We start from the raw sequence: 21898 nt of genomic DNA, 5'->3' as shown, positions 1-21898 counted from the left end.
CGCGATGCGGAACTGTACCCCGTGGTGTCCACCGAACTGGGGTCAGTCGAGCAGACGGCGCAGCTGGGCGCCCACCGCGTCGCCTTCGATGAGGAATCCGTCGTGCCCGTAGGGGCTCTCGACCACGGCCACGCCGTCGCCGTCCAGGCCGTGTCGCAGGTGTCGTGCGATGACCCGCTGGTCGGACACGGGGAAGAGCCGGTCGCTGTCGACGCCGAGCACCAGCGTCGGAGCCGTGATGCGGTGCAGCGCCGCCGCCACGCCGCCCCGGTCCCGACCGACGTCGTGCGAGTTCATGGCACCGAGCAGGGTCACGTAGCTGCCCGCGTCGAAGCGGCGGGTGAACTTGTTGCCGTGGAAGTCGAGGTAGCTCTCGACCTGGAACCGTCCCGGACCGCCCAGCGGTGAGATCTCGCTCTGCCAGCTGCGACCGAAGCGGGCGTTCAGTTCGTCGGGCGAGCGGTAGTTCAGCAAGGCCATCCGCCGGGCGAGGGCGAGGCCGCGGTACGGGCCGTCGACGGCGTCGTAGTAGTCGCCGCCGTCGAAGGCGGCGTCCATCCGGATGGCCTCGTACTGCACCGTGTTCAGGGCGATCTGGTCGGCGCTCACGACCGGCGGCGCGGCCAGCACCGCGAGCCGGGCGACGCGCGAGGGGTGCGTGATCGCCCACTCGAGGGCGTGCATGCCGCCCATCGACCCGCCGACGACCGCGGCCCACCGCTCGATGCCGAGGTGGTCGGACATCGCGGCCTGGGCGGCGACCTGGTCCCGGATCGTCAGGTGCGGGAACCTCGACCCCCACTCGACGGCGTCCGGCGCGAAGGACGAGGGGCCGGTGCTGCCCTGGCAGCCCCCGAGCACGTTCGGCGCGACGACGAACCAGCGGTCGGTGTCGATCGCGAGTCCCGGGCCGACGACGCCGTTCCACCAGCCCGCCGTGGGGTGGCCGGGGCCGGCCGCGCCGACGACGTGGCTGTCGCCGGTGAGGGCGTGCGAGACGAGCACGGCGTTGCTCCGCCCGGCGTCGAGTTCGCCCCAGGTCTCGACGGCGAGCCGCGGTCGGGGCAGCGTGACGCCGCTCTCGAGCGCGAGGTCGTCCAGGGTCACGAACGACCGTCCGCCGGGGTCGTCGCCGTCGCGCCAGGCTCCGGTGACCGGCGGCCGGCCGAGCATCGCCAGGCGCGTGCGCTCGCTGATGACGCTCGACGGGACGGTGTCCTCGGGTGTGCTCTGCCAGTCCATGTGACGTCCATCCTGGACGAGCCGAGGAGGCGCGGTGCGTTTGTTACGCACACCGCGCCTCCTCGCTCCGGTCGCCTCGACACCGCGTCTCGGCTCCCATCGGTATATGACATACTCGTGCGATCGCTCGACCTGGAGGAACCCATGCAAGCAGTCGTGTCCGTTCGTGACGTCGTGAAGGCCTACCCCGGTCCGCGACGAGGGGAGCGCCGCACCGTCCTCGACGGCGTCTCGCTGAGCGTCGCGCGGGGGGAGATGGTCGTCGTGGTCGGGCCGAGCGGGTCGGGCAAGTCGACGCTGTTGCAGTGCGCGTCGGGGCTCGACTCGGTCGACGGCGGCTCGGTCGTCGTCGCCGGGACCGACCTGGCGACGCTGCGTCCCGAGGCCGCCGTCCGGTTCCGCCGCTCGACGATCGGCTTCGTGTTCCAGTCCTACAACCTCGTGGGGTCGCTCACCGCGGCCGAGAACGTCGCGCTGCCGCTACGCCTCGCCACCGGTCGGGCCGACCGGCGAGCCGTCCGGGAGGCCCTCGGCGCGGTCGGGTTGGCCGACGAGGCCGACCGTCGCCCCGGCGAGCTCTCGGGCGGGCAGCAGCAGCGGGTGGCCGTGGCGCGGTCGCTGGCGACGCGTCCGGGCGTGCTCTTCGCCGACGAACCCACCGGTGCCCTCGACACCGGGTCCGGCTCTGGCGTCCTCGACCTCTTGCGTGACTACGCCTCCGGCGAGACCTCCGTGGTGATGGTCACCCACGACCTCGAGGCAGCCGCCCGGGGCGATCGGGTGCTGGTGCTCCGCGACGGCGTCGTGCATGCCGAGCTCGTCTCGCCCGCGGTGGACGACGTCCTCGCCGCCGTCGCAGGGGCCCGAGGAGGGGCACGGTGATCGCGCGGCTCGTCGTCGCCGACCTCGTCGCCTCCTGGCGCACCTGGCTCGGCTCCTTCCTGGTGCTCTTCCTGTCGGGTGTCGTGGCGCTCGTCTGCGCGGGGGACGTGTCGACGGCACGGGCCATGGGCGACACCGAGCAGGCCGCCGCCCTCATGAACCACGCGAAGATCTACTCGGCGATGAACGGCCTCGTCGTCGTCGGCGGCGTGGGCGTCCTGGTCGGCTACGCGGTCCGACTCCAGCGCACCCGGCACGCGCTCTGGCAGTTCGCCGGTCTCACCCCGAGGACGATCGCGACCGTCGTCCTCGCCCAGGTCGCGACGGTCTCGCTCCTCGCGTTCCTGGCAGCGTCGGTCGCCGTCGTGCCCGTGTTCGACCTGTTGCTCAACGGCCTCTCGCGACCGGTCCGGGCCGATCCCGACGCCCCGTTGGTCTCGATCGTCCTGAGCCCCGGCCCGGTCGCGGTGGCCGCATTCGTCCACGTCGGCGTGGCCGTCGCCAGTACGGTCGTCGCGGCCCGGCGAGCCGGGCTGACGCCCGCCCTGGTCGCCGTCCGGGCCCCCCTCGACGAGTCCGTGCGGCCGGGCGCCGGCCGACTGGTGGCCACCGGGCTCACGGGAGTGCTCGCCGTCGGGGCCTACGTCGCTCACCTCCTCGGTGACCGCGGCGTGACGGGGCTGTTCCCGATCGCGTTCATCGCGCTCTTCGCCGCGGCCGCACCCTGGCTGACGGGTCCTGCCATGCGCCTGTGGACGTCCGCCCTGCCGACCCGTGTGGGCACGACCTGGTTCGTGGCGCGACGCGACGCCCTGCACTCCGTCGCCCGCAGCCAGGCGGCCGTGGCCCTGATCGCGATCGCCGCGGCGCTCGGCGCGTTCACCGGCACCATCGGCGTCTGGGACGATCTCCGCGTGCTCGTCCAGGGCCTGGCCCTCTTCGGCGTACCGGTCGTCGTCGTCCTGCTGACCGCGGGCACGACGATCTTCATGGCGACATCCGAACGACGCCGCGAGAGCGCAGCGCTGGTGGTCGCCGGCATGACCTGGCGTGCGGTCGTCGTGGCGGCGGCGATCGAGGCACTGGTGGTCACCGTGACGGCGGGCCTCGTCGCCACGGTCCTCGCACTCCCCGCGACGGTCGTGCCCTTCCCCGGCCAGCAGGCCCTCGACTCGCTGCGTCCGCTGCCCTGGGTGCTGCTGGTCGGGTTCGTGCTGGTCGCGGTGCTGTCGATCGCGCCCGTGCTGTCGGCCCGCCGTCGTCCGATCGTGCGAGAACTCGGCGTGGCGGCCTGACCGAGGCGCAGGCCCCGACCGGCCTAGCTGCTGCGGAGCGCCTCCCGGGTGACGGCGCGCGCCGCCGCGAAGCCCGCGTCGAGGTCGGCCTTCAGGTCGTCGACGTTCTCGAGGCCGACCGAGAGGCGGACGAGCCCCGGCGTGACGCCGGTCGTGAGCTGCTGCTCGGGGGTGAGCTGCGAGTGCGTCGTCGAGGCGGGGTGGATCACGAGGCTGCGCACGTCGCCGATGTTCGCGAGGTGGCTGAAGAGCTCGAGGGCGTCGACGAGCGCTCGGCCGGCGTCGACTCCTCCCTTGAGCTCGAAGGACAGCACGGCCCCGACGCCCTTGGGCGCGTACTTGTTCGCCGCCGCGTACCACGGGCTCGTCGGCAGGCCCGCGTAGTACACCGCGGCGACGTCGTCGCGGGCGTCGAGCCACTCCGCCACCTCTTGCGCGTTCTGGACGTGTCGCTCGATCCGCAGGCTGAGCGTCTCGATGCCCTGGATCAACGAGAAGGCCGTGTCGGGGCTGTTGGACGCCCCGAGGTCGCGCAGCAACTGCACGCGCGCCTTTATGACGTAGGCGAGAGCATCGCCGACGGCCTGCGTGTAGACGGCCCCGTGGTACGACGGGTCGGGCTGCGTCAGGCCGGGGAAGCGCTCCGCGTGGGACGACCACGGGAAGGTCCCGCCGTCGACGATGAAGCCGCCGATGACGGTGCCGTGCCCGCCGAGGAACTTCGTCGCCGAGTGGACGACGATGTCGGCCCCGTGCTCGAGCGGCCGGATCAGGTACGGCGTCGCGATCGTGTTGTCCACGATCAGCGGGACGCCCTCGGCGTGCGCCACCCCGGACACCTTCTCGAGGTCGAGGATGTTGATCTTCGGGTTGCCGATCGTCTCGGCGAAGAACAGCTTCGTGTTCGGACGCACGGCGCGGCGCCACTCGTCGGCGTCGTCCTGGTTCTCGACGAACGTCGTCTCGATGCCGAGCTTCGCGAGCGTGTACTTGAAGAGGTTGTACGTGCCGCCGTAGATCGACGACGACGACACGATGTGGTCGCCCGCCTCGGCGATGTTCAGCACGGCGAAGGTCGACGCCGCCTGGCCCGACGACACCAGCAGGGCACCTGTCCCGCCCTCGAGCGCGGCGATGCGCTTCTCCACGACGTCGTGGGTGGGGTTCATGATGCGCGAGTAGATGTTGCCGTTCTCGGCGAGGGCGAAGAGGTCCTGCGCGTGTTGCGCGTCCCGGAAGACGTACGACGTCGTCTTGTAGATCGGCGTGGCGCGGGCATGGGTCGTCGGGTCGGGCTGGGCCCCGGCGTGGATCTGCTGCGTCTCGAACTTCCAGGCGGGCTGGGCGTCGGTCATGGTGTGCTCCTGCGGTCGGGGTGCGTGGGCCGGGGTCGTCGGCGGGGGTCTGCGGTGACAGCCACGGTACGGACCGTGCCCCCGACCGTCCACGATGCCGGACACGGGACGTAACGGGGCCGCTAGCGTGGGGCGGTGCGCCCGCAGCGGGCGCCGACCACGAACGAGGCAACAGGAGGCAGACGTGGCGAAGCGGGTCGTGGTGACGGGAGCGAGCTCGGGCATCGGAGCGGCGACGGTGCGGTCGTTCCGCTCCCGCGGCTGGGAGGTCCTGGCCGTCGCGCGACGCGAGGACCGCCTCCGGGCGCTCGCCGACGAGACGGGGGCGGCCTGGTTCCGGGCCGACCTCACCAGCGACGACGACGTGGCCGCCCTGCGGGCCCACGTCGAGGAGACCGGACCGTTGCACGCCCTCGTCAACAACGCGGGTGGGGCGTTCGGACTCGACAGCGTCGAGAACGGCTCGATCGACGACTGGCAGCGCATGTTCGACGTCAACGTGCTGGGCACCAAGCGCGCGGTCACCGCCCTGCTGCCGTCGCTCCGCCGCGGAGCCGAGGAGGCGCGGGGTGCCGACATCGTGACCGTCACGTCGATCGCCGGTCACGTCGCGTACGAGAACGGCGGTGGCTACAACGCCTCGAAGTTCGCCGAGCACGCCCTCGTGGCCGTGCTGCGGCTCGAGTTGGCCGGGGAGCCGATCCGGGTGATCGAGATCGCGCCGGGCATGGTGCACACCGAGGAGTTCTCGCTCGTGCGCTTCGGCGGCGACCAGGACCGCGCCGACGCGGTCTACCGCGACGTCGAGTCGCCGTTGACGGCCGACGACGTGGCCGAGTCGATCGTGCACTCGGTGGAGCTGCCGGCCCACGTCAACCTCGACCTGGTGACGATCAAGCCCGTGGCCCAGGCGGCGACGTACAAGGTGGCCAAGGGCGAGCTGAGGGTCAAGAAGGACTGACCGAGCCGGCCCCGCCGTTCGCGCGGCTCTCTCGCAGTGCCGCGAGGTCGCCCTCGACGAGGTCGCGCAGGCGCTCGTGGCGCCCGTCGTCGTAGTCGTCGGCCGGGCGCGCGGCCCAGCCGAGCCGGTCGACGACCGTCTGCCCGACGTCGTCCCACGCCCGCGACCGGGCGTCCGCGACGACCTCGGCCACGAAGTCGTCGTCCTCCCGGCGGGCGGCCAGCGCCCGGGCCACTCCCTTCGACGCGGCCTCGCGGAGCTTCAGGGCGTCGGCGTCCTCGGGACGGTAGTCGAACTGGTGACGGGACTGACCGTACGACCGGCCGGTCATCCGACGCAGTCGGCGGACGCGCACCGCGGCCGACGTCTGCTCGGCCGTCAGGCGGTCGATCTCGTCGCGGGTGACCCGCGTGGCGACGTCCTCGTCGAACGGGAGGCGCTCCTGCAGGGCACGGCGGATGATCTGGTTCGTGACGGCCACCACCAGGGCCGCCCGGACGATCAACAGGCCTTCGTCGACCGCGCGCTCGAGCGCCGTGCGTTCCGCGCGACGGCGCGTTCCCGGTCCGTGGGGCACTGGTCGACGTCCTCTCGTGGTGGCGGGTCAGGCCCCGACCCTACCGGCGCGCGGGGGAGCGACGACCGGGTGGGCGGACCGCGCGACGGGTGGGCGGACGATGCGTCAGACGGGTCACCAGCGGGTGGTTCCGGCGGGGGACGACCCGCTCGGCGACCGGGGGGACGTCGCCGACGGTGCCCGCGCCTCCTGCCGTCCGGGGCCCGGAGGGCCGCAGAACCGCGCGGGACGGCGAGCCTCACCCGGGGGGAGCGGACGCGGACCGGCCCCCACCCGGCCGCCACCCGGACGTCACCCGGACGAGGCCCCCTCGAACGGGGGACCCCCTCGTTCTTCGTCTTCCCAGGAGGGACCCGTACCGTTGTGGAGGTCAGGACGTCCCGAACCCGAATCCGGGACGTGCCTCTGCCGTGGTCGCCCGAATCGACCGCCGGCCGACGACGTCGGGCCACCCCTCCCGACGACGCCACCCGAACGCACCCTCCGACGAGGGTCGCCACCCGAACGCGACGCCCTGCGGCGCGACGGCGACCGTCGACGAACCCAGAGGAACCCCCGTGACCCTCCGCGTCCGCACCTCCCTGCCTTCCGTCCCCCCGGCCCCCCGCGTCAGCGTCGTCGTCTGCGCCGACGAATCCACCCCCTTCGACGGCCTGACGGCCGCGCTCGACTCCGTCCTCCGCGACGGCGACGTGCACGACGTCCTCGTGGTCGTCGATCGGGCACCGCGACTCCGCGACCACCTGCGCCACCGGTACGACGACCTGCTCGTCGTCGACAACACCCGCACCCCGGGGCTCGCCGGCAGCCGCGACACCGGCATCGAGTCGGCACGCGGCGACGTCGTCGCGTTCCTCGACGCGGACTGCGTCGCCCACGCCGGCTGGGCCCGGGCGCTCGCCGCCCCGTTCGACCAGGTCGACGTCATCGCGGTCGTGGGACGGACCGAACCGACCTGGCCCGGTGCGGCCTCGTCCGCCCTGCCCGACGACCTGCTCTGGGCCGTGGACTGCACGCCCCGCTCGCGACCCGACGGCCTCGTCGGCCTCGACGACGTGGCGGGAGCGACCGTGGCCTTCCGACGGTGGGACCTGCTGCAGGTCGGTGGCCTGGCCAGCGGTCTCGACGCCCGTGAGGGCGTGCCCCGTGGCGCCGAGTTCGTCGAGCTGTGCCTGCGCCTCGCCGCGGACGAGCCGGAGGCGCGGGTCGTGTCGACCTCGTCGGCGCGCGTCTCGCGCACCGTGCGTCCCTCGCGGACGCGCCGGAGCTCGGTCGTCGGCGCCGCCGTGGACCGCGGCGTCACCCAGACCGCGCTGCGACGCTCCCTCGGCGGAGAAGCCGACACCGCCGTCGTCGCGGGCGTCACGGTCGCCCGCCTGGCCTCGGGCGCGTGGCGTTCGTTCGTCGGTCGTCGGCGCGGCACGGCGGTGCTGGCCGCCGCGGCCGTCGGTCTCGTGGCCGGTCGCGTATTCGGGCTGCTGCGCGGAACGCACGTCGGTCTGCCGATCGACCAGCTCGAACCGCTGCGTTCGGCCACCGTCCGCCACTGACGTCTCCTGGTCGCGACGGCGTTCCCCGGGCCCCCACGGGTCCGGGGTCGCAAGATGGACGTGTGATCGTCCCGACCAGAGTCGCCGGCCTCGAGGCCCTCGACGAGTTCCTGCCCCTCGCCGGCTCCGCCTACGCCCGTGACCGGAACCACGATCTCGGGGTGTCACGCCGCACCGTCTCGGGACTGTCGCCGTACCTCCACCACCGTCTCGTGACGGAACGCGAGGTCGTCGGCGCGGTCCTCGAGCGTCACACGCTCGGTGCCGCGGAGAAGTTCGTGCAGGAGGTGTTCTGGCGCACCTACTGGAAGGGCTGGCTGGAGCAGAACCCCGAGGTGTGGCGGCGGTACCGACGGGACGTCGACCGCGCCGTCGACGCCGGCGTCCCCGCGGGGTACGACGAGGCGGTCGCCGGCCGCACCGGCATCGACGCGATGGACGCCTGGGTGCGCGAGCTCGTCGACACCGGGTACCTCCACAACCACGCGCGCATGTGGTTCGCCAGCATCTGGATCTTCACCCTCGGCCTTCCGTGGCACCTGGGCGCCGACTTCTTCCTCCGCCACCTGCTCGACGGGGACGCGGCCTCGAACACCCTGTCCTGGCGCTGGGTGGCGGGCCTGCAGACCGCCGGCAAGACCTACCTCGCGACGGCCTCGAACATCTCGCGCTTCACCGACGGTCGGTTCTCGCCCGAGGGTCTCGCCACCACGGCCAGGGCCCTCGACGAGGAGCCGTTGCCGCCACGGACGCCCGTCGAGGCCGCCGACGTCGTCGGCTCCCCAGATGGGCGGGTCGGGCTGCTGCTCCACGAGGAGGACCTCGAGCCCGAGAGCCTGCTCGCCGAACGCCCCGGTCTCGTCGCGCGGCTGTCGGCCGTGGCCGTCTCCGCCGACCCCGGAGGCCGGTCCCCACAGGGCGCCTCCGCCGCCGTCGTGGCCTTCACGACGGGCGCTCGGGACGACGCGGCGACACGGACGCGGGACGCCGACGGTCGGCCCGCCCGGACGCTCACCGACGCACGGCCCGCCGCCGTCGTCGAGTGGGCGCGGTCCGAGGGGCTCGACACGGTGGTGACGCCGTACGCCCCGGTCGGTCCCGTCCAGGAGCGACTGACGTCCGTGCGAGGAGCCCTCGCTGCCGAGGGGATCGACCTCGTCACCGTCCGGCGGCGGTGGGACGGCGAGGCGTGGCCGTCCGCCTCCCGGGGCTTCTTCCCGTTCCGCGGTCGCATCCCCGAACTCGTCCGCCAGCTCTGAGGCGGCCCGGGGAGGGCCGGGGGTGGCAGCTCGTCCGAGGCTGTGGACCGCCCAGGCGGTCGCCCGTACCGTGGGCCACATGGACCAGACCACGCCGGGGGCCGACGCCGATCCGGTGTCCCGCACCGCGCCTCCGTTGCTCCGCCCCGCGTTCATCCGACAGCACTGGGGCGGCCTGGCCTTCGCACACTGGCGGGTCGAGCCCGATCGCGTCGCCCCGCTGCTGCCGCCCGGCACGCGGCCCGACGTGTTCGACGGGTCGACCTGGGTCGGGCTCATCCCGTTCAAGCTGACGGGCAGCGCCTTCGGGCCGCTGCCCGCGGTGCCCTGGGCCGGGGACTTCCTCGAGACGAACGTGCGGCTGTACTCGGTCGACGCCCTGGGCCGACGCGGCGTGGTGTTCCGCACCCTCGAGGCGCAGCGCCTCGTCTCGGTGCTCGCGGCGAACGTGGGCCTCGGTCTGCCGTATCGCTGGGCGTCGATGCGCGAGTCCCGGGTCGACGGGGTCGTGACGTACCGCAGCACCCGGCTCGGGCCAGGGGCGAACCCGTCGTCACGCCTGTCCGTCCGACCCACCGACGAGGTCGTCGACGGCGACCCGCTCGCCGAGTTCCTCACCGCCCGCTGGGGCATGCACGTCGCGCGCGGCGGGCGCACCCGGTACTGGCCGAACCGGCACGACACCTGGTCGCTGCGCCGGGCCGAGCTGGTCGACCTCGACGACGAGCTCGTCGCCGACGGCGGCCTGCCGGGCGTCACCGACCGCGAACCCGACTCGCTGCTGTGGTCCGACGGCGTCGACACGGTCTTCGCGCCTCCCGGGGGTGCCTGGGTCCCGGCGTGACGCGGGGAGCCCTGCGCGCGTTACGGTTGTCGGCATGGTCACCCCACCCGACGACAGCCAGGCCGCCCCCGCACGACCCGAGGTCGAGGCTCCCGAGCGGGAGGTGCTGGGCTGGCTCGAGTTCGGTGAGGCCGCTCGCCACCTGGCCTCCGACGTCGTCCAGGCGGGGTTCACGCCCGACGTGATCGTCGCCGTCGCCCGCGGGGGGCTCGTGCTCGCCGGTGCCGTGGCCTACGCGCTCGACACCAAGATGTGCGGTTCCATCAACGTCGAGTTCTACACGGGCGTCGACGAGCGGCTGCCCGAGCCCGTGCTGCTGCCCCCGACCCTCGACGCCCCGTCGCTCGAGGGCAAGAAGGTCCTCGTCGTCGACGACGTGTCCGACTCGGGGCGCACCCTCGTGCTCGTGCGCGACCTGCTCGCCGAGGTGGCCTCCGAGGTCCGCACGGTCTGCCTCTACAGCAAGCCCCGCACCGTGCTCGAACCCGACTTCGTCTGGAAGCGCACCGACCAGTGGATCACCTTCCCGTGGAGCGCACTGCCGCCCGTCACGCGTGAGGTCGGAGCGGGGGCGGGCGAGTGAGCATCCACCTGGTGGGCGGCGGCTGGTCGCCCGACGACACCGAGCTGTACGACCTCTTCGTCGCCGAGGCCGCCGTCCGCGGTGCCGCCGTCGGCCGGAGCGTGCCGCGCATCGCCGTGCTGATCGTCGTGGCCGACGACTCGCCGTCCGCCGAGTTCCGTGACGGGTACCCCGCCATGCTGGCCGCCGGGGGGCGCTGCGAGGCCCTGACGACCATCGTCTCCGCCGGGGACGAGTTCGACACCCGCGTGCTGAGCGACGTCGACGGCCTGCTGGTGGCGGGAGGGCTCACCCCCGCCTACCTCGACGCGGTCGCTCCGCTGATCGACCAGGTGCGCCTCCTGGTGGCCGACGGGCTGCCCTACCTCGGTTTCTCGGCCGGCGCCATGATCGCCGCGGACCGCGCCGTGCTCGGCGGCTGGTTGATCGGCGACGTCCCGGTCTGCCCCGAGGACGCGGCAGAAGACCTGGACGAGGTCACCCTCGCCGACGGACTCGGCCTCGTCGACCTCGCCATCGACGTGCACGCCGCCCAGTGGGGAACCCTGACCAGGCTCATCGCCGCCACCGAGGCGGGACTCGTCCGCGGCGGCGTCGCCATCGACGAGAACACCGCCCTGGTCGTCGGCGAGGGCGCCCTCGCGGTGCTCGGCACCGGCAGCGTCTGGCGGGTCGAACCGCAGCTCGACGACGACGGCGAGATCGTCGGCGTCTCCGTCGGCACGCTCGGGGTCGAGTGACCGTCGAGGCGCACGACCACCGTCGACCGCTCTCGGAGCAGATCGACCCCTCGTGGGCGACCGCGCTCGAACCCGTGGCCGACCGCATCACCGACATGGGCGAGTACCTGCGAGCCGAGGTACGCGCGGGGCGCGGTTACCTGCCCGCCGGCGAGGACGTGCTGCGCGCCTTCCGACAGCCGCTCGACGAGGTGCGCGTCCTGATCGTCGGTCAGGACCCCTATCCGACGCCCGGCCACCCGATCGGGCTGTCGTTCGCCGTCGACCCGCACGTGCGCCCGGTGCCGCGCAGCCTCGCGAACATCTATCGCGAGTTGCACGACGACCTCGGCGTCCCCGTCGTCGAGCACGGTGACCTGACCTCGTGGTCGCGCCACGGCGTGCTGCTGCTCAACCGAGTGCTCACGGTGCGTCCGGGCGAGACGGCGTCGCACCGCGGCAAGGGCTGGGAGCCGGTCACCCAGCGCGCGATCGAGGTGCTCGCGGCGCGGGGAGGGCCCCTCGTGGCCATCCTGTGGGGCCGTGACGCGTCGGCGCTCAAGCCGATGCTCGGCGACGTCCCCTCGATCGAGTCGCCGCACCCGAGCCCCCTGTCGGCGTCACGCGGGTTCTTCGGCTCGCGGCCGTTCAGCCGGGCGAACGAGCTGCTCGTCGCCCAGGGTGGCGACCCCGTCGACTGGACGCTCCCGCCCGCCGCCTGACGGTCCCGCACCCGGCATGGCAGAGTGATCCCGTGCTCGAAGAGGAATACCAGCCCCGGCGTCGGCTTCCCCGAGCCCTCCGGCCCCCGGCCCCGGTCGAGCCCGGCTTCACGTTCGAGATCCGACCCGCGACGCCCGCCGACCTGCCCTACGTCCGGGAGATCTACAACCACTACGTGGCGAACTCGTCCGTCACCTTCGACGAGGACGCGATGACCCTCGCCGAGTGGCGCCGCAAGTTCGCCTTCGTCACGACGCTCGGCATGCCGTTCCTCGTCGCGGTGAACCCGTCCGGCGAGGCCCTCGGCTATGCGCTCGCGACCCCGTGGGGCGGCAAGGCGGCCTACCGCTACACCGTCGAGAGCTCGATCTACCTGCGGGCCGCCTCGACCGGCAAGGGCCTCGGCCGTGCCCTGCTCGAGGCGCTCGTCGAGGCCTGCCGGGACGCCGGCATCCGCGAGATGATCGCCGTGATCGCCGACAAGAACGCCGAGGCGTCGATCGGCCTGCACGCGCGTCTCGGCTTCACCGAGGTCGGTCGCATGGGCCGGGTCGGCTTCAAGTTCGGCCGCTGGCTCGGCACGGTCACGATGCAGAAGTCGCTCAAGAAGCGTCGCCGCGCCTGAACCTCAGGGCAGCGGACCGACGATCTCCCGCAACACCCGTTCGGTCGCGTCCACGGTGCCGGGCTCGCCGCGCCAGAGCATGCGGACGATCAGGCCGTCGACGGCGAGGGCCACGACGTCGAGCCGCTCGCTCGGCACGCCGGTCCGCCTCAGCACGTGCTCGAGCGACGAGTACCAGAGGTCCGCGTCCTCGCGCAGCGACTCGTCCCGCATGGCGGTGAAGAGCAGCTCGTACTGCGCCCGGGCCGACCCGCGCTCGGTGATCGCGTACCGGACGAGCGTCTCGGCCAGGTCCGCCGAGGAGGCGCGCTCGAGTCGGTCGAACGACCGCACCCAGTCCGTGGTCGCGTGGCGCAGCGCCGCCCGCAGCAGGTCGTCGCGTCCGGCGAAGTAGTACGTGGCCGCCGAGACCGGGACGCCGGCCGCGCGGGCCACCGCGCGGTGCGTCACGGCCGAGGGGCCGCCCGCCTCGAGGACGGCCAGGACGCCGTCGAGCAGGGCGCGCCTCCTGGTCTCGCCCTTCGGGGTCAGGGCCTGGCCACCGGGGCCGACGGACCGCTCGCCCGGCCCCGGGGCGACCGACGCCCGCGCGCCCGAGGTGTCCGGGGCAGGGGCTTCCGAGGCGTCCGGGGCCGGACGGTCACCCGACGTGGTGTCGGTCACGGGGTCAGGCCGCGGCCTCGTGGCGACCGCCGAGCTCGAGCATGGTGACGCCGCCGATGACGAGGACGATGCCGCCGAGCTGGACGAGGGTCAGGGGCTCCTTGAAGAAGATCCAGCTGATGAGGGCGACGAGGACGACGCCGACGCCGGCCCAGATCGCGTAGGCGATGCCGAGCGGCACGCCCTTGCTCAGCGACTGCGAGAGCATCGCGAACGCGAAGACGTAGCCGACCACGACCGCCGCGTACTGCCACCACTTGGCGTCGGGGCCGCTGGTGACCTTGAGGAAGCTCGTGGCGAATACCTCGCCGACGATGGCGAGCGCGAGGAAGAGGTAACCCATGACGGTGTCCTGTCGAGACGTGCGACGGTCCCGGAGGCGACCTGCGGCCGGGGGAGCACGAATGGGACAAATGTACCAGAAAGCGAGATCCGTGGTCGGAGCCGCGGCCTAGGCTCGACGGGTGTTCGAACTCCACCACCTGAGCGCCCACGAGCAGTGGGACTGGCTGCGTCGCGGCGAGGTCTCGCCCCGTGAGCTGACCACCCACTACCTGGAGCGCATCGCGCGTCTCGACGGCGACGTCGGCGCGTTCGTGACGGTGACCGGCGAGGCCGCCCTCGCGCGGGCCGACGCCCTGGCCGCCGGAGGCCCCTCGGTCGCGCCGCTCTGGGGGCTGCCGCTGGCCGACAAGGACCTCAGCGACCGCGCGGGCGTGCCGACCTGGTCGGGCTCACGCCTCAGCAGGGGCCGGGTGCCCGAGACGTCGGCCGAGATCACCGAGGCGCTCGACGAGGCCGGCGCGATCAGCGTGGGCAAGACGGCCACGCCCGAGTACGGGTTGACCGCGTACACCGAGACGCTCGTGGGCCCTCCGACGCGCAACCCGTGGGCGCCCGAGACGGGCGCGGGCGGGTCGAGCGGCGGCGCCGCGGCCGCCGTCGCCGCGGGGTTGCTGCCGTTCGCGCCCGGGTCCGACGGCGGGGGCAGCATCCGCATCCCGGCCGCCGCCACGGGCCTCGTCGGGCTCAAGCCCTCCCGGGGACGCGTGCCGGCGCAGTCGGGTCTGACGAGCCTCGCGGGCCTGCCGGTCGGCGGGGCCCTGGCCCGGTCGGTGGCCGACGCCGCCCTGCTGCTCGACGCGATGGTGTCGCCCGACGGGCGCGAACCGCGGCACCACCAGGCCCTCTGGGCGCCTCCGTCACCCGACGGCGCCTACCTCGGCACGGCCGTGCGGGGCGAGGGACGCTTCCAGGTCGCCGTCATGACGACGAGCCCGTGGGACGACGCGTTCGACGTCCGGGTCGACCCGCGCCTCCTGGGCGTCCTCGGCGAGACCGCCGACCTGCTCACGACGATGGGGCACGGCGTGGACGAGACCACCCTGCCGGCGTCCGACTACCCGTCGTTGTTCCGCACGATCTGGCAGGCGGGGGCGGCGGGCATCCCGGCCGAGACCGAGGCCGACCTGGCGCTGCTCGAGCCCGTCACCCGGTGGCTGGTGGAGCAGGGGCGTCGCGTCACGGCGCGCGAGCTGTCGACGGCGCTCGTCGGGCTCGCGGCGTTCGAGCGCGCCGTCGTCGAGCGGTTCTCGGCCTTCGACGCCGTCCTGACGCCGACCCTGGCGATGCTGCCCCGCCCGCTCGGCTGGTACGACGCCGAGGACGCCGAGCGCAACTTCGAGCAGCAGTGCCTGTACTCGCCGTTCACGTCGTTCGTCAACGTGGCCGGGCTGCCCGCGATCAGCCTCCCGGTGGGCGAGGTCGACGGCGTCCCCGCGGGCGTGCAGCTGATCGGGCGACCGGGGCGCGAGGACGTCCTGCTCGCGCTCGGCGCCCAGCTCGAGCGGCGGCTGCGGTGGCAGCGTCGGCACCCGCCGATGTGGTGAGGCGCGTCGGCACCGCTGACGAGCCGGGGCTCAGTCGAGCGTCGGCACCGAGTCGACCAGCGTCCGCGTGTAGTCGTGCCGCGGTCGACGCAGCACGTCGTCGGTGGGGCCCTGCTCGACGATGTGACCGTCTCGCAGCACGGCGACCCGGTCGGCGAGGTGCTGCACGAGTCCGATGTCGTGCGACACGAGCAGCAGCGACAGCCCGCGTTCGTCGCGCAGCTCGCGCAGCAGGTCGAGGATCTGCGCCCGCACGGTCACGTCGAGCGCACTCATCGGCTCGTCGCCGATCAGCAGCCGCGGCCGGTGCACGAGGGCCCGGGCCAGGGCGATGCGCTGCCGTTGGCCCCCGCTGAACTCGTGGGGCCAGGCCTCGGCGTCGTGGGCCGAGAGGCCCACCCGTTCGAGCATCTCGGCCACCAGGCGGTCGTGGTCGCCCTCGACGCGCAGGGCGCGCAGCGGCTCGGCCACGGTGTCGCCCACGCGCATGCGGGGGTCCAGCGAGGCGTAGGGGTCCTGCAGGACGATGCCCGTCTGGCGCCGCAGCCAGCGCAGGCGCGAGGCGCGGTCGGGGGCGACCGTGCGCCCGTCGAAGGTCACCGTGCCGGACGTGGCCCGGTCCAGGGCCAGCAGCAGGCGCACCAGCGTGGACTTGCCCGAGCCGGACTCGCCGATCAGCGCGACGCTCTCGCCGGCGGCGACCTCGAGGTCGGCGTCGACCAGGGCGTGGCGCACCGGGCCCGGTCGGAAGGGCGACCGGCGCGGCAGCGTGAAGGTGCGGGTGAGGCCCGAGGCCACGAGCAGAGGAGGCGCGGGTGCGGTCGTCGGGTCGCTCACGAGGCCCTCCAGGTCGTCGCCCTCGTGGCCTCGACGAGCCCGCGGGTGACCTCGTGCTCGGGGTGGTGCAGCAGCTGCTCGACGGGGCCCCGCTCGACGACGCGCCCGTGCGACAGCACCGCCGCCTGGTCGGTGATGCGCGAGAGCACGGCGAGGTCGTGCGTGACGAAGAGCAGCGACGTCCGCTGCTCGTCGACCAGGCGCTGGAAGAGCGCGAGCACCTCGGCCTGCGTGGTGACGTCCAGCGCGGTGGTCGGCTCGTCGGCGAGGACGAGCCCCGGCCGGTTGATCAGCGCCATGGCGATGCCGACGCGCTGCCGCTGACCACCCGAGAGCTGGTGCGGGTAGAGGTCCACGACGGTCTCGGGGTCGGGCAGGCCGACCTCGGCGGCCGCGGCCACCGCTCGCGAGCGGGCGTCCCGGCGACCGATGCGGCCGTGCAGGCGGAGGGGCTCGGCGATCTGTCGCCCGACGGTCACGACGGGGTCGAGGGCCGTGCGGGGGTCCTGGAAGACCGTGCCGACGACGCGGCCGCGCAGGCCGGCCAGGTCGCGCTCGGACGCCCCGAGCAGTTCGCGTCCGTCGAGCCGGATGCTGCCCGTCGCGCGGGCGCCGTCGGGCAGGAGGCCGAGCACGGCCAGCGTCGTCATCGACTTGCCCGAACCGGATTCGCCGATCAGTCCGACCCGCGCACCGTCGGGCACGTCGAGCGAGAGGCCGTCGACGACGCGGCGGCCGCCGATGGTCACGGTGAGGTCCTCGATCACCAGGCTCACGAGACGGCCCCCGGGGTGGTCGGGGTGCCTGCGGCGCCCGGGGTGGTCGCCCGCGGGGGAGCGGTGGACGGAGCCGGCGTCGCGGGGGAGCCCGGGGTGCCACGTCCGGTCCGGCGGGACCGCAGCCGGGGATCGGAGGCGTCGCGCACGGCGTCGCCCAGCAGGTTGAGCGCCAGGACGGTCAGCGTGATGGCGAGCCCGGGCCAGACGACCGACCCCGGGTGCACGCCGATGAACTTCTGCAGGTCGCTCAGCAGACGCCCCCACGAGGCGGTGTCGGCCGGGGCGCCGTAGCCGAGGAAGGACAGTCCGGCCTCGGCGAGCACGCTCGTGGCCATCGACAGCGAGAGCTGGATGACGAAGACGGGCGCGATGTTCGGCAGCACGTGGCGACGCAGCACGGCCCCGGTGCCGAGCCCGTTCGCCCGGGCGGCGAGCACGTAGTCGGTCCGCGCCACCTGACGGATCTCGGACCGGCCGACCCGGGCGATCGTCACGCCGTAGCCGATCCCCACGGCGACGACCACGACGGTGAGGGACCCGCCGAACGCCGCGGCGAGGGCCATGGCGATCAGGAGCGTCGGGAACGCCACGAGCACGTCGATCAGCACGGCGACCGACTCGCGCACCCAGCGGGACGTCAACGAGCCGAGGGCGGCCAGTCCCACCCCCACCACGGTGGCGACCACGCCCGAGGCGACGGCGACCACGACCGTCGTGCCGGTCGCCGCGACGACGTAGCTGAAGATGTCGCGCCCGATCGAGTCGGTGCCGAAGGGGTGACCGAGCGAGGGCGTCAGCCAGGCCGAGTAGGGGTCGGTGTCGAAGGGGTCGAGCGGGGTCCAGAACCGGCTGACCAGGGCGGACAGGACGATCAGGGTCAGCCAGCCGGCGCCGAACGCGCCCTGCGGTCGACGCAGCAGCTCGCGGACGAACGCGCCGCGCCTCATCGGTCGCCCTCGCGGAGGCGCGGGTCGAGCCGCCGGTGCACGACGTCGATCACGAGGCCGATGAACAGCACGAGCGTGGTCAGCGTCATCAGTTCACCCTGCACCTTGGTCAGGTCGCGGCGGCCGACGTCGGTCACCAGCATGCGGCCGAGCCCGGGCAGCGTGAACAGCTGCTCGACGACGACGGCCGACACGATGAGGCCCGCCACCTGCAGGCCGAGGATCGACACGATGCTGAGCATCACGTTGGGCAGCCCGTGTCGCACGAGGGCGCGCGACCGGGTCATGCCGTTGGCGGCGGCCGTCCGCACGTAGTCCTGGTCCAGGGCCCCGAGCGCCGCCGACCGGGTGAAGCGCAACAACACGGCCCCCTCGACGATGCCGATGGTGAGGGCCGGCAGCACGAGCGAGCGCAAGGCCCGCCCGGGCTCGCTCCACCCGTCGGCCGGGAACCCCTGCGTCGGCAGCAACCGCAGCGTCACGGCGAAGACGGCGATCAGCAGCATGCCCGCCCAGACGACCGGCACGGCCGCGAGCAGCTGGGCCCCGGTGCCGAGGACGACCCCGGAGGCGCGGCCACGGCGGAGCGCGCTCGTCACGCCGAGCGGGATGCCGATCAGCAATCCGAAGACCAGTGACAGCCCCGCGAGCGGCAGGGTGACGGCCAGCTTGTCGAGCACCTCGTCGACCACCGGCGTCCCCGTGACGAGCGATTCGCCCAGGTCGAGCCTCAGCAGCCCGCCGGCCCAGTCGAGGTACTGCACGACGACGGGACGATCGAGGCCGAGCTGCTGACGGAGGGCGGCGACCTGCTCGGGTGAGCCGGTCGTGCCGGCGATCGCCTGGGCGACGTCGCCCGGCAGCAACCGCAGCGTCGCGAAGATCAGCACGCTGGCGACGGCCAGCCCCCCGACGAAGAGGAGCAGGCGGCCGACGACGAAGCGGGTCACTCCGTGGTGGCCAGGTCAGCCAGGTCGAGGCGGGTCGTGGTCGAGCTCGTCGGGAACCCGGTGACGCCGTCGTGGATCGCCGTCAGCGTCGTGGCCGTGTAGAGCCATTCGGCCGGTGCGTCGTCCGAGACGATCGTCGCCGCCTCGGCGAGCTTCTCGTCGGCCACCTCCGGGTCGGTCGCCGCGATCGACTCGGCGTAGAGCTGTTGCACGGGGGCGCTGTCGTAGCCCCAGTAGTAGTCCGGGTTCGCCCAGTTCGCGAAGTCGTGCGTCTCGGCGTGGTTGACCATGCTGAGCTCGAAGTCCTTGTTCACGTAGACGTCGTCGAGCCAGGTGCTGAAGTCGACCTGCTGCACCGTCAACGTGACGCCGACCGCCTTGAGTTGCGTCGTCAGCACGTCGCCGATGGCGGCCGGGTAGACGTTGGGGTACTCGAGGGTGAGCGAGAGGTCACCGTCGTGACCGGCCTCGGCCAGCAGGCCCTTCGCCTCGTCGGGGTCGTAGGAGTCGACTCTCGTGAGGTCCTCGTAGCCGGGGTCGAGCTCGGGGATCGGGCCCCCCTGGTCCACCGCCGACCCGCCGACGGCGGCGATCAGGGCATCGTTGTCGATCGCGAGGCGCAGGGCCTTGCGGACCTTGGCGTCGGTGAAGGGGGCGACGGCGTTGTTGAACGCGAGGGTGTACTTGTCGGTCGTCTTGCCCTTCTCGAGGGTGATGCCGTCCACGCCGTCGAGCTGGGTCGACAGGGTCGCGTCGACCGCGGTCTGCACGTCGACGTCACCCGAGATCGAGGCGTTGATCGCCGCGGACGGGTCGGTCACGTAGCGGAAGGTCACGCCCGCGACCTTCGCCGGGGTGCCCCAGTAGTCGTCGAAGCGCCCGAGCTGCAGGTTGTCGCCCTGTCGCCAGCTCGTCAGCTCGAAGGGGCCGGTGCCGTTCGCCGTCGTCGAGAGGTCGTTCGTCGCGGACTCCTGCAGCACGAGGCCCGCGCGACCGGTGAGGTCGAACAGCAGGGACGAGTCAGGTCGCGAGAGCGTCAGCACGACGGTGTCGGCGGCGGGCGCCGTGATGGTCGAGACCGCGGCGAGGTCGGAATGGCTCGCGAGCGACGCGTCGTCCTTGACCTGGGACAGCGACCAGACGACGTCGTCGGCCGTCATCGCGGCCCCGTCGTGGAAGGTCACGCCGTCGTGCAGCGTGAACGTGTAGGTCAGGCCGTCGTCGCTGACCGTGTGGCTCGCGGCCAACACGTCGCGGATCTCGTTGTCCTGCGTGCGGCCGACGAGGCCCTGGTAGACGTTGTCGATCAGCACCTGGTCGAGCGCGATGCCGGCCGTGGTGCGGATGTCGAGGTCGCTCGGCTCGAGCACGAGGCCGACCGTGACGGTCGCGTCGGGGTCGGGGGTGCCCGACCCGTCGGGGGACGAGGCGGACGAGCAACCCGTCGCGAGCAGCAACAGCGCGGCGACGGCGGCGGAGAGGGGGAGGGTGCGCACCTGGTGGGGCCTTCCGGGGATGGCCGTGGCGGATCGTCCACGGCGACGGGGGACCGGGGGCGCGGGAGAGCCCCTCGGTCGTTCGGCGGGGGAGTCCCGGTCGCTGCTGAACCGGTCCACGCGATCCGTCACCGTGTTGCTGTCGGACACGGCACGGCCCCTTGCGCCGGGCGTCGCTGACGGACTCCCGAACCCGTCAGAACTTACCATCACGGCAGCGAGGTCGCTGTCAATCGAGAGACCCGTGTGGCGGATGAGGCAAGCCTTACCTATATTGAAGGGGTCATGCTCCTCGTAGACCAGAACCCGCCCCTGCCGCACGACGCCCTGCGCGTCCTGTTCGCCGCCGACGCGACCTCGATCCCCGTCCTGCGAGAGATGCTCTCGGTCCTGCCGATCTGCGCGAGGGGCCAGGTGTTCGTCGAGGTCGAGAGCGCTGCCGACGTCGTGCCGCTCGCCTCGCCGGGTCGCGTCACGGTCACCTGGCTCGCGCGGGACCGCCGCTCGGGCGTGCCCGGCACCGGCACCGCCTGCGCCCCCGGCCAGGCCCTCGAGCGGGCGGTCCGTGCGTGGCTCGGCGAGATGTACGTCGAACCCGAGACCGTCGCGACGGGTGACCACGTCGTCTGGATCGGCGGCCCGCCCTCGTTCGCCTACGACCTGCGGCACGACCTGCACCAGCTCTTCCACGTCGGCACCCCCGCCGCGGCCTGACCGGCTCCCTCGATGACGATCACGTCCCCGGGCACGTCCACGTCCGCCGCCACCGTCGAACGACCGGCGAAGCCGGCCCACCGCCCCTACCGCGTCCGGGTCGCGGCCGTGCGTCGGCTCGCTCCGTCGTTCGTGCGCATCACGTTCACCGGTGACGACCTGGGCGACTTCGGCGTCGACGGCCTCGACCAGCGCATCAAGGTCGTCCTGCCCCTCGAGGCCACCGGCTACGACACGTTCCCGACCGACGACTGGTACGCCTCGTGGCGCGCCCTGCCGCCCGAGCAGCAGAACGCCTTCCGCACCTACACGGCCCGGGCCGCCCGCCCCGAGCGGCGCGAGGTCGACGTCGACTTCGTCTGCCACGGCGACACCGGCCCCGCCTCGGCCTGGGCCGGGCGCGCGCGCGTCGGTGACGAACTCATGCTGATCGGGCCCGACGCGACGAGCGGCGTCACCGGCAGCGGCGTCGAGTGGTCACCGGGTGACGCGCGCACCGTGCTGCTGGCCGGCGACGAGACGGCGGCCCCGGCCATCTGCTCCATCGTCGAGGCCCTGCCGGCCGACGCCCGGGGGTGCGTCTTCATCGAGATCCCGACCGCGGCCGACGAGCTCGACCTCGTCGCGCCTCCCGGGGTCGACGTCCACTGGCTGCCGAGGCGAGACGCCACGTCCGGTCACGGCGAGGCCCTGGTGGTCGCCGTCCGCCGCTGGACCGCCCGCTACGTGACCGCCTGGCACCACGGCGTCGAGGTGAGCGAGGTCGACATCGAGCACGACATCCTCTGGGACGTCCCGCAGGGCGACGATCCGCCCGGCACCGCCGTCAGCTCCGACCTGTACGCCTGGTTCGCCGGCGAGGCGGGGGCGATCAAGACGCTCCGACGCTTCCTCGTCAGCGAGGTCGGCATCGACCGGCGCCAGGTCGCCTTCATGGGCTACTGGCGGGTCGGCAAGTCCGAGTCCTGAGGCGAGGCCCTCGACGACGAAGGAGGCGCGACCACGTCG

The 21898-nt window shown here is 73.3% G+C and carries 23 protein-coding genes; 13 read left to right on the top strand and 10 right to left on the bottom strand.

Going from position 1 to position 21898, the window contains the following annotated elements; genetic code table 11:
• Positions 1-42: 42 nt before the first annotated feature.
• Positions 43-1242: a homoserine O-acetyltransferase MetX gene (gene metX / locus ACVJ1F_RS02705; RefSeq protein WP_456884498.1), complete on the bottom strand. Its 1200-nt coding sequence runs from the start codon at positions 1240-1242 to the stop codon at positions 43-45.
• A gap of 144 nt (positions 1243-1386) precedes the next feature.
• Here metX and ACVJ1F_RS02700 point away from each other — a divergent pair, with 144 nt between their 5' ends.
• Positions 1387-2124, top strand: a complete 738-nt coding sequence (locus ACVJ1F_RS02700; RefSeq protein ID WP_456884496.1) for an ABC transporter ATP-binding protein — start codon at positions 1387-1389, stop codon at positions 2122-2124.
• Positions 2121-3419: a hypothetical protein gene (locus tag ACVJ1F_RS02695; protein WP_456884494.1), complete on the top strand. Its 1299-nt coding sequence runs from the start codon at positions 2121-2123 to the stop codon at positions 3417-3419. The genes ACVJ1F_RS02700 and ACVJ1F_RS02695 overlap by 4 nt, the downstream gene beginning before the upstream one ends.
• 23 nt (positions 3420-3442) lie before the next feature.
• Here ACVJ1F_RS02695 and ACVJ1F_RS02690 read toward each other — a convergent pair whose 3' ends face one another.
• Entirely contained in the window at positions 3443-4774 is a 1332-nt protein-coding gene (locus ACVJ1F_RS02690) for a bifunctional o-acetylhomoserine/o-acetylserine sulfhydrylase (RefSeq protein WP_159825286.1), read from the bottom strand.
• A 184-nt stretch (positions 4775-4958) separates the two neighbouring features.
• Here ACVJ1F_RS02690 and ACVJ1F_RS02685 point away from each other — a divergent pair, with 184 nt between their 5' ends.
• The gene (locus ACVJ1F_RS02685) at positions 4959-5735 is read left to right on the top strand and encodes an SDR family oxidoreductase (RefSeq protein WP_233568346.1); all 777 of its coding nucleotides are present in this window, start codon (positions 4959-4961) and stop codon (positions 5733-5735) included.
• On the opposite strand, the gene ACVJ1F_RS02680 is transcribed toward ACVJ1F_RS02685, so the two are convergent.
• The gene (locus tag ACVJ1F_RS02680; RefSeq protein ID WP_456884492.1) at positions 5722-6312 is read right to left on the bottom strand and encodes a hypothetical protein; all 591 of its coding nucleotides are present in this window, start codon (positions 6310-6312) and stop codon (positions 5722-5724) included. The two genes, ACVJ1F_RS02685 and ACVJ1F_RS02680, sit on opposite strands and share 14 nt — an antisense overlap.
• Positions 6313-6869: 557 nt before the next feature.
• Between ACVJ1F_RS02680 and ACVJ1F_RS02675 the strand changes: the two genes are divergently transcribed.
• From ACVJ1F_RS02675 to ACVJ1F_RS02645, 7 genes are all read left to right on the top strand, one after another.
• On the top strand, positions 6870-7862 hold the full coding sequence (locus ACVJ1F_RS02675; protein WP_456884491.1) for a glycosyltransferase: 993 nt from the start codon (positions 6870-6872) through the stop codon (positions 7860-7862).
• A 62-nt stretch (positions 7863-7924) separates the two neighbouring features.
• Positions 7925-9121, top strand: a complete 1197-nt coding sequence (locus ACVJ1F_RS02670) for an FAD-binding domain-containing protein (RefSeq protein WP_456884489.1) — start codon at positions 7925-7927, stop codon at positions 9119-9121.
• 79 nt (positions 9122-9200) lie between these two features.
• Positions 9201-9965, top strand: coding sequence for a YqjF family protein (locus ACVJ1F_RS02665; RefSeq protein WP_456884487.1), 765 nt, complete (start codon positions 9201-9203; stop codon positions 9963-9965).
• A 34-nt stretch (positions 9966-9999) separates the two neighbouring features.
• Positions 10000-10548 carry a phosphoribosyltransferase gene (locus tag ACVJ1F_RS02660; RefSeq protein ID WP_056046006.1) on the top strand — a complete coding sequence of 183 codons (549 nt, stop codon included), beginning with the start codon at positions 10000-10002 and terminating at the stop codon, positions 10546-10548.
• Positions 10545-11288, top strand: coding sequence for a Type 1 glutamine amidotransferase-like domain-containing protein (locus ACVJ1F_RS02655; RefSeq protein ID WP_233568344.1), 744 nt, complete (start codon positions 10545-10547; stop codon positions 11286-11288). Before ACVJ1F_RS02660 ends, ACVJ1F_RS02655 begins: the two co-directional genes overlap by 4 nt.
• Positions 11285-11989, top strand: coding sequence for a uracil-DNA glycosylase (locus ACVJ1F_RS02650; protein WP_173151017.1), 705 nt, complete (start codon positions 11285-11287; stop codon positions 11987-11989). The genes ACVJ1F_RS02655 and ACVJ1F_RS02650 overlap by 4 nt, the downstream gene beginning before the upstream one ends.
• Positions 11990-12021: 32 nt before the next feature.
• Positions 12022-12615, top strand: a complete 594-nt coding sequence (locus tag ACVJ1F_RS02645) for an N-acetyltransferase family protein (RefSeq protein WP_456884485.1) — start codon at positions 12022-12024, stop codon at positions 12613-12615.
• A gap of 3 nt (positions 12616-12618) precedes the next feature.
• Here the strand turns inward: ACVJ1F_RS02645 and ACVJ1F_RS02640 are convergent, their stop codons facing one another.
• Together ACVJ1F_RS02640 and ACVJ1F_RS02635 are read right to left on the bottom strand one after the other, a co-directional pair.
• A complete protein-coding gene (locus ACVJ1F_RS02640) occupies positions 12619-13278 on the bottom strand; it encodes a TetR/AcrR family transcriptional regulator (RefSeq protein WP_456884483.1) in 660 nt (219 codons plus the stop codon).
• Positions 13279-13282: 4 nt separating this feature from the next.
• Positions 13283-13621, bottom strand: a complete 339-nt coding sequence (locus tag ACVJ1F_RS02635; protein ID WP_056045992.1) for a DMT family transporter — start codon at positions 13619-13621, stop codon at positions 13283-13285.
• 121 nt (positions 13622-13742) lie between these two features.
• Here ACVJ1F_RS02635 and ACVJ1F_RS02630 point away from each other — a divergent pair, with 121 nt between their 5' ends.
• Positions 13743-15167 carry an amidase gene (locus ACVJ1F_RS02630; RefSeq protein WP_456884480.1) on the top strand — a complete coding sequence of 475 codons (1425 nt, stop codon included), beginning with the start codon at positions 13743-13745 and terminating at the stop codon, positions 15165-15167.
• 30 nt (positions 15168-15197) lie between these two features.
• Here the strand turns inward: ACVJ1F_RS02630 and ACVJ1F_RS02625 are convergent, their stop codons facing one another.
• Genes ACVJ1F_RS02625 through ACVJ1F_RS02605 form a run of 5 tightly spaced genes read right to left on the bottom strand, consistent with a single transcriptional unit; the run spans position 15198 to position 20176 of the window.
• Positions 15198-16004 carry an ABC transporter ATP-binding protein gene (locus tag ACVJ1F_RS02625; RefSeq protein ID WP_456884478.1) on the bottom strand — a complete coding sequence of 269 codons (807 nt, stop codon included), beginning with the start codon at positions 16002-16004 and terminating at the stop codon, positions 15198-15200.
• Positions 16001-16780, bottom strand: a complete 780-nt coding sequence (locus ACVJ1F_RS02620) for an ABC transporter ATP-binding protein (RefSeq protein ID WP_456884476.1) — start codon at positions 16778-16780, stop codon at positions 16001-16003. Before ACVJ1F_RS02620 ends, ACVJ1F_RS02625 begins: the two co-directional genes overlap by 4 nt.
• Positions 16777-17730 carry an ABC transporter permease gene (locus ACVJ1F_RS02615; protein ID WP_456884475.1) on the bottom strand — a complete coding sequence of 318 codons (954 nt, stop codon included), beginning with the start codon at positions 17728-17730 and terminating at the stop codon, positions 16777-16779. The genes ACVJ1F_RS02620 and ACVJ1F_RS02615 overlap by 4 nt, the downstream gene beginning before the upstream one ends.
• A complete protein-coding gene (locus ACVJ1F_RS02610) occupies positions 17727-18680 on the bottom strand; it encodes an ABC transporter permease (RefSeq protein ID WP_277960118.1) in 954 nt (317 codons plus the stop codon). Before ACVJ1F_RS02610 ends, ACVJ1F_RS02615 begins: the two co-directional genes overlap by 4 nt.
• Complete coding sequence (locus tag ACVJ1F_RS02605) at positions 18677-20176, bottom strand: ABC transporter substrate-binding protein (protein ID WP_456884473.1); 1500 nt, start codon at positions 20174-20176, stop codon at positions 18677-18679. Before ACVJ1F_RS02605 ends, ACVJ1F_RS02610 begins: the two co-directional genes overlap by 4 nt.
• Positions 20177-20461: 285 nt before the next feature.
• Here ACVJ1F_RS02605 and ACVJ1F_RS02600 point away from each other — a divergent pair, with 285 nt between their 5' ends.
• Both ACVJ1F_RS02600 and ACVJ1F_RS02595 read left to right on the top strand, forming a co-directional pair.
• The gene (locus ACVJ1F_RS02600; protein ID WP_123570261.1) at positions 20462-20890 is read left to right on the top strand and encodes an SIP domain-containing protein; all 429 of its coding nucleotides are present in this window, start codon (positions 20462-20464) and stop codon (positions 20888-20890) included.
• A gap of 12 nt (positions 20891-20902) precedes the next feature.
• A complete protein-coding gene (locus ACVJ1F_RS02595; protein ID WP_456884472.1) occupies positions 20903-21859 on the top strand; it encodes a siderophore-interacting protein in 957 nt (318 codons plus the stop codon).
• The last annotated feature ends 39 nt before the right edge of the window (positions 21860-21898 follow it).

The organism is Frigoribacterium sp. 2355, from assembly GCF_054060695.1.
The sequence above is the reverse complement of the archived record's forward strand: the minus strand, read 5'-3'. Positions and strand labels throughout refer to the sequence as shown.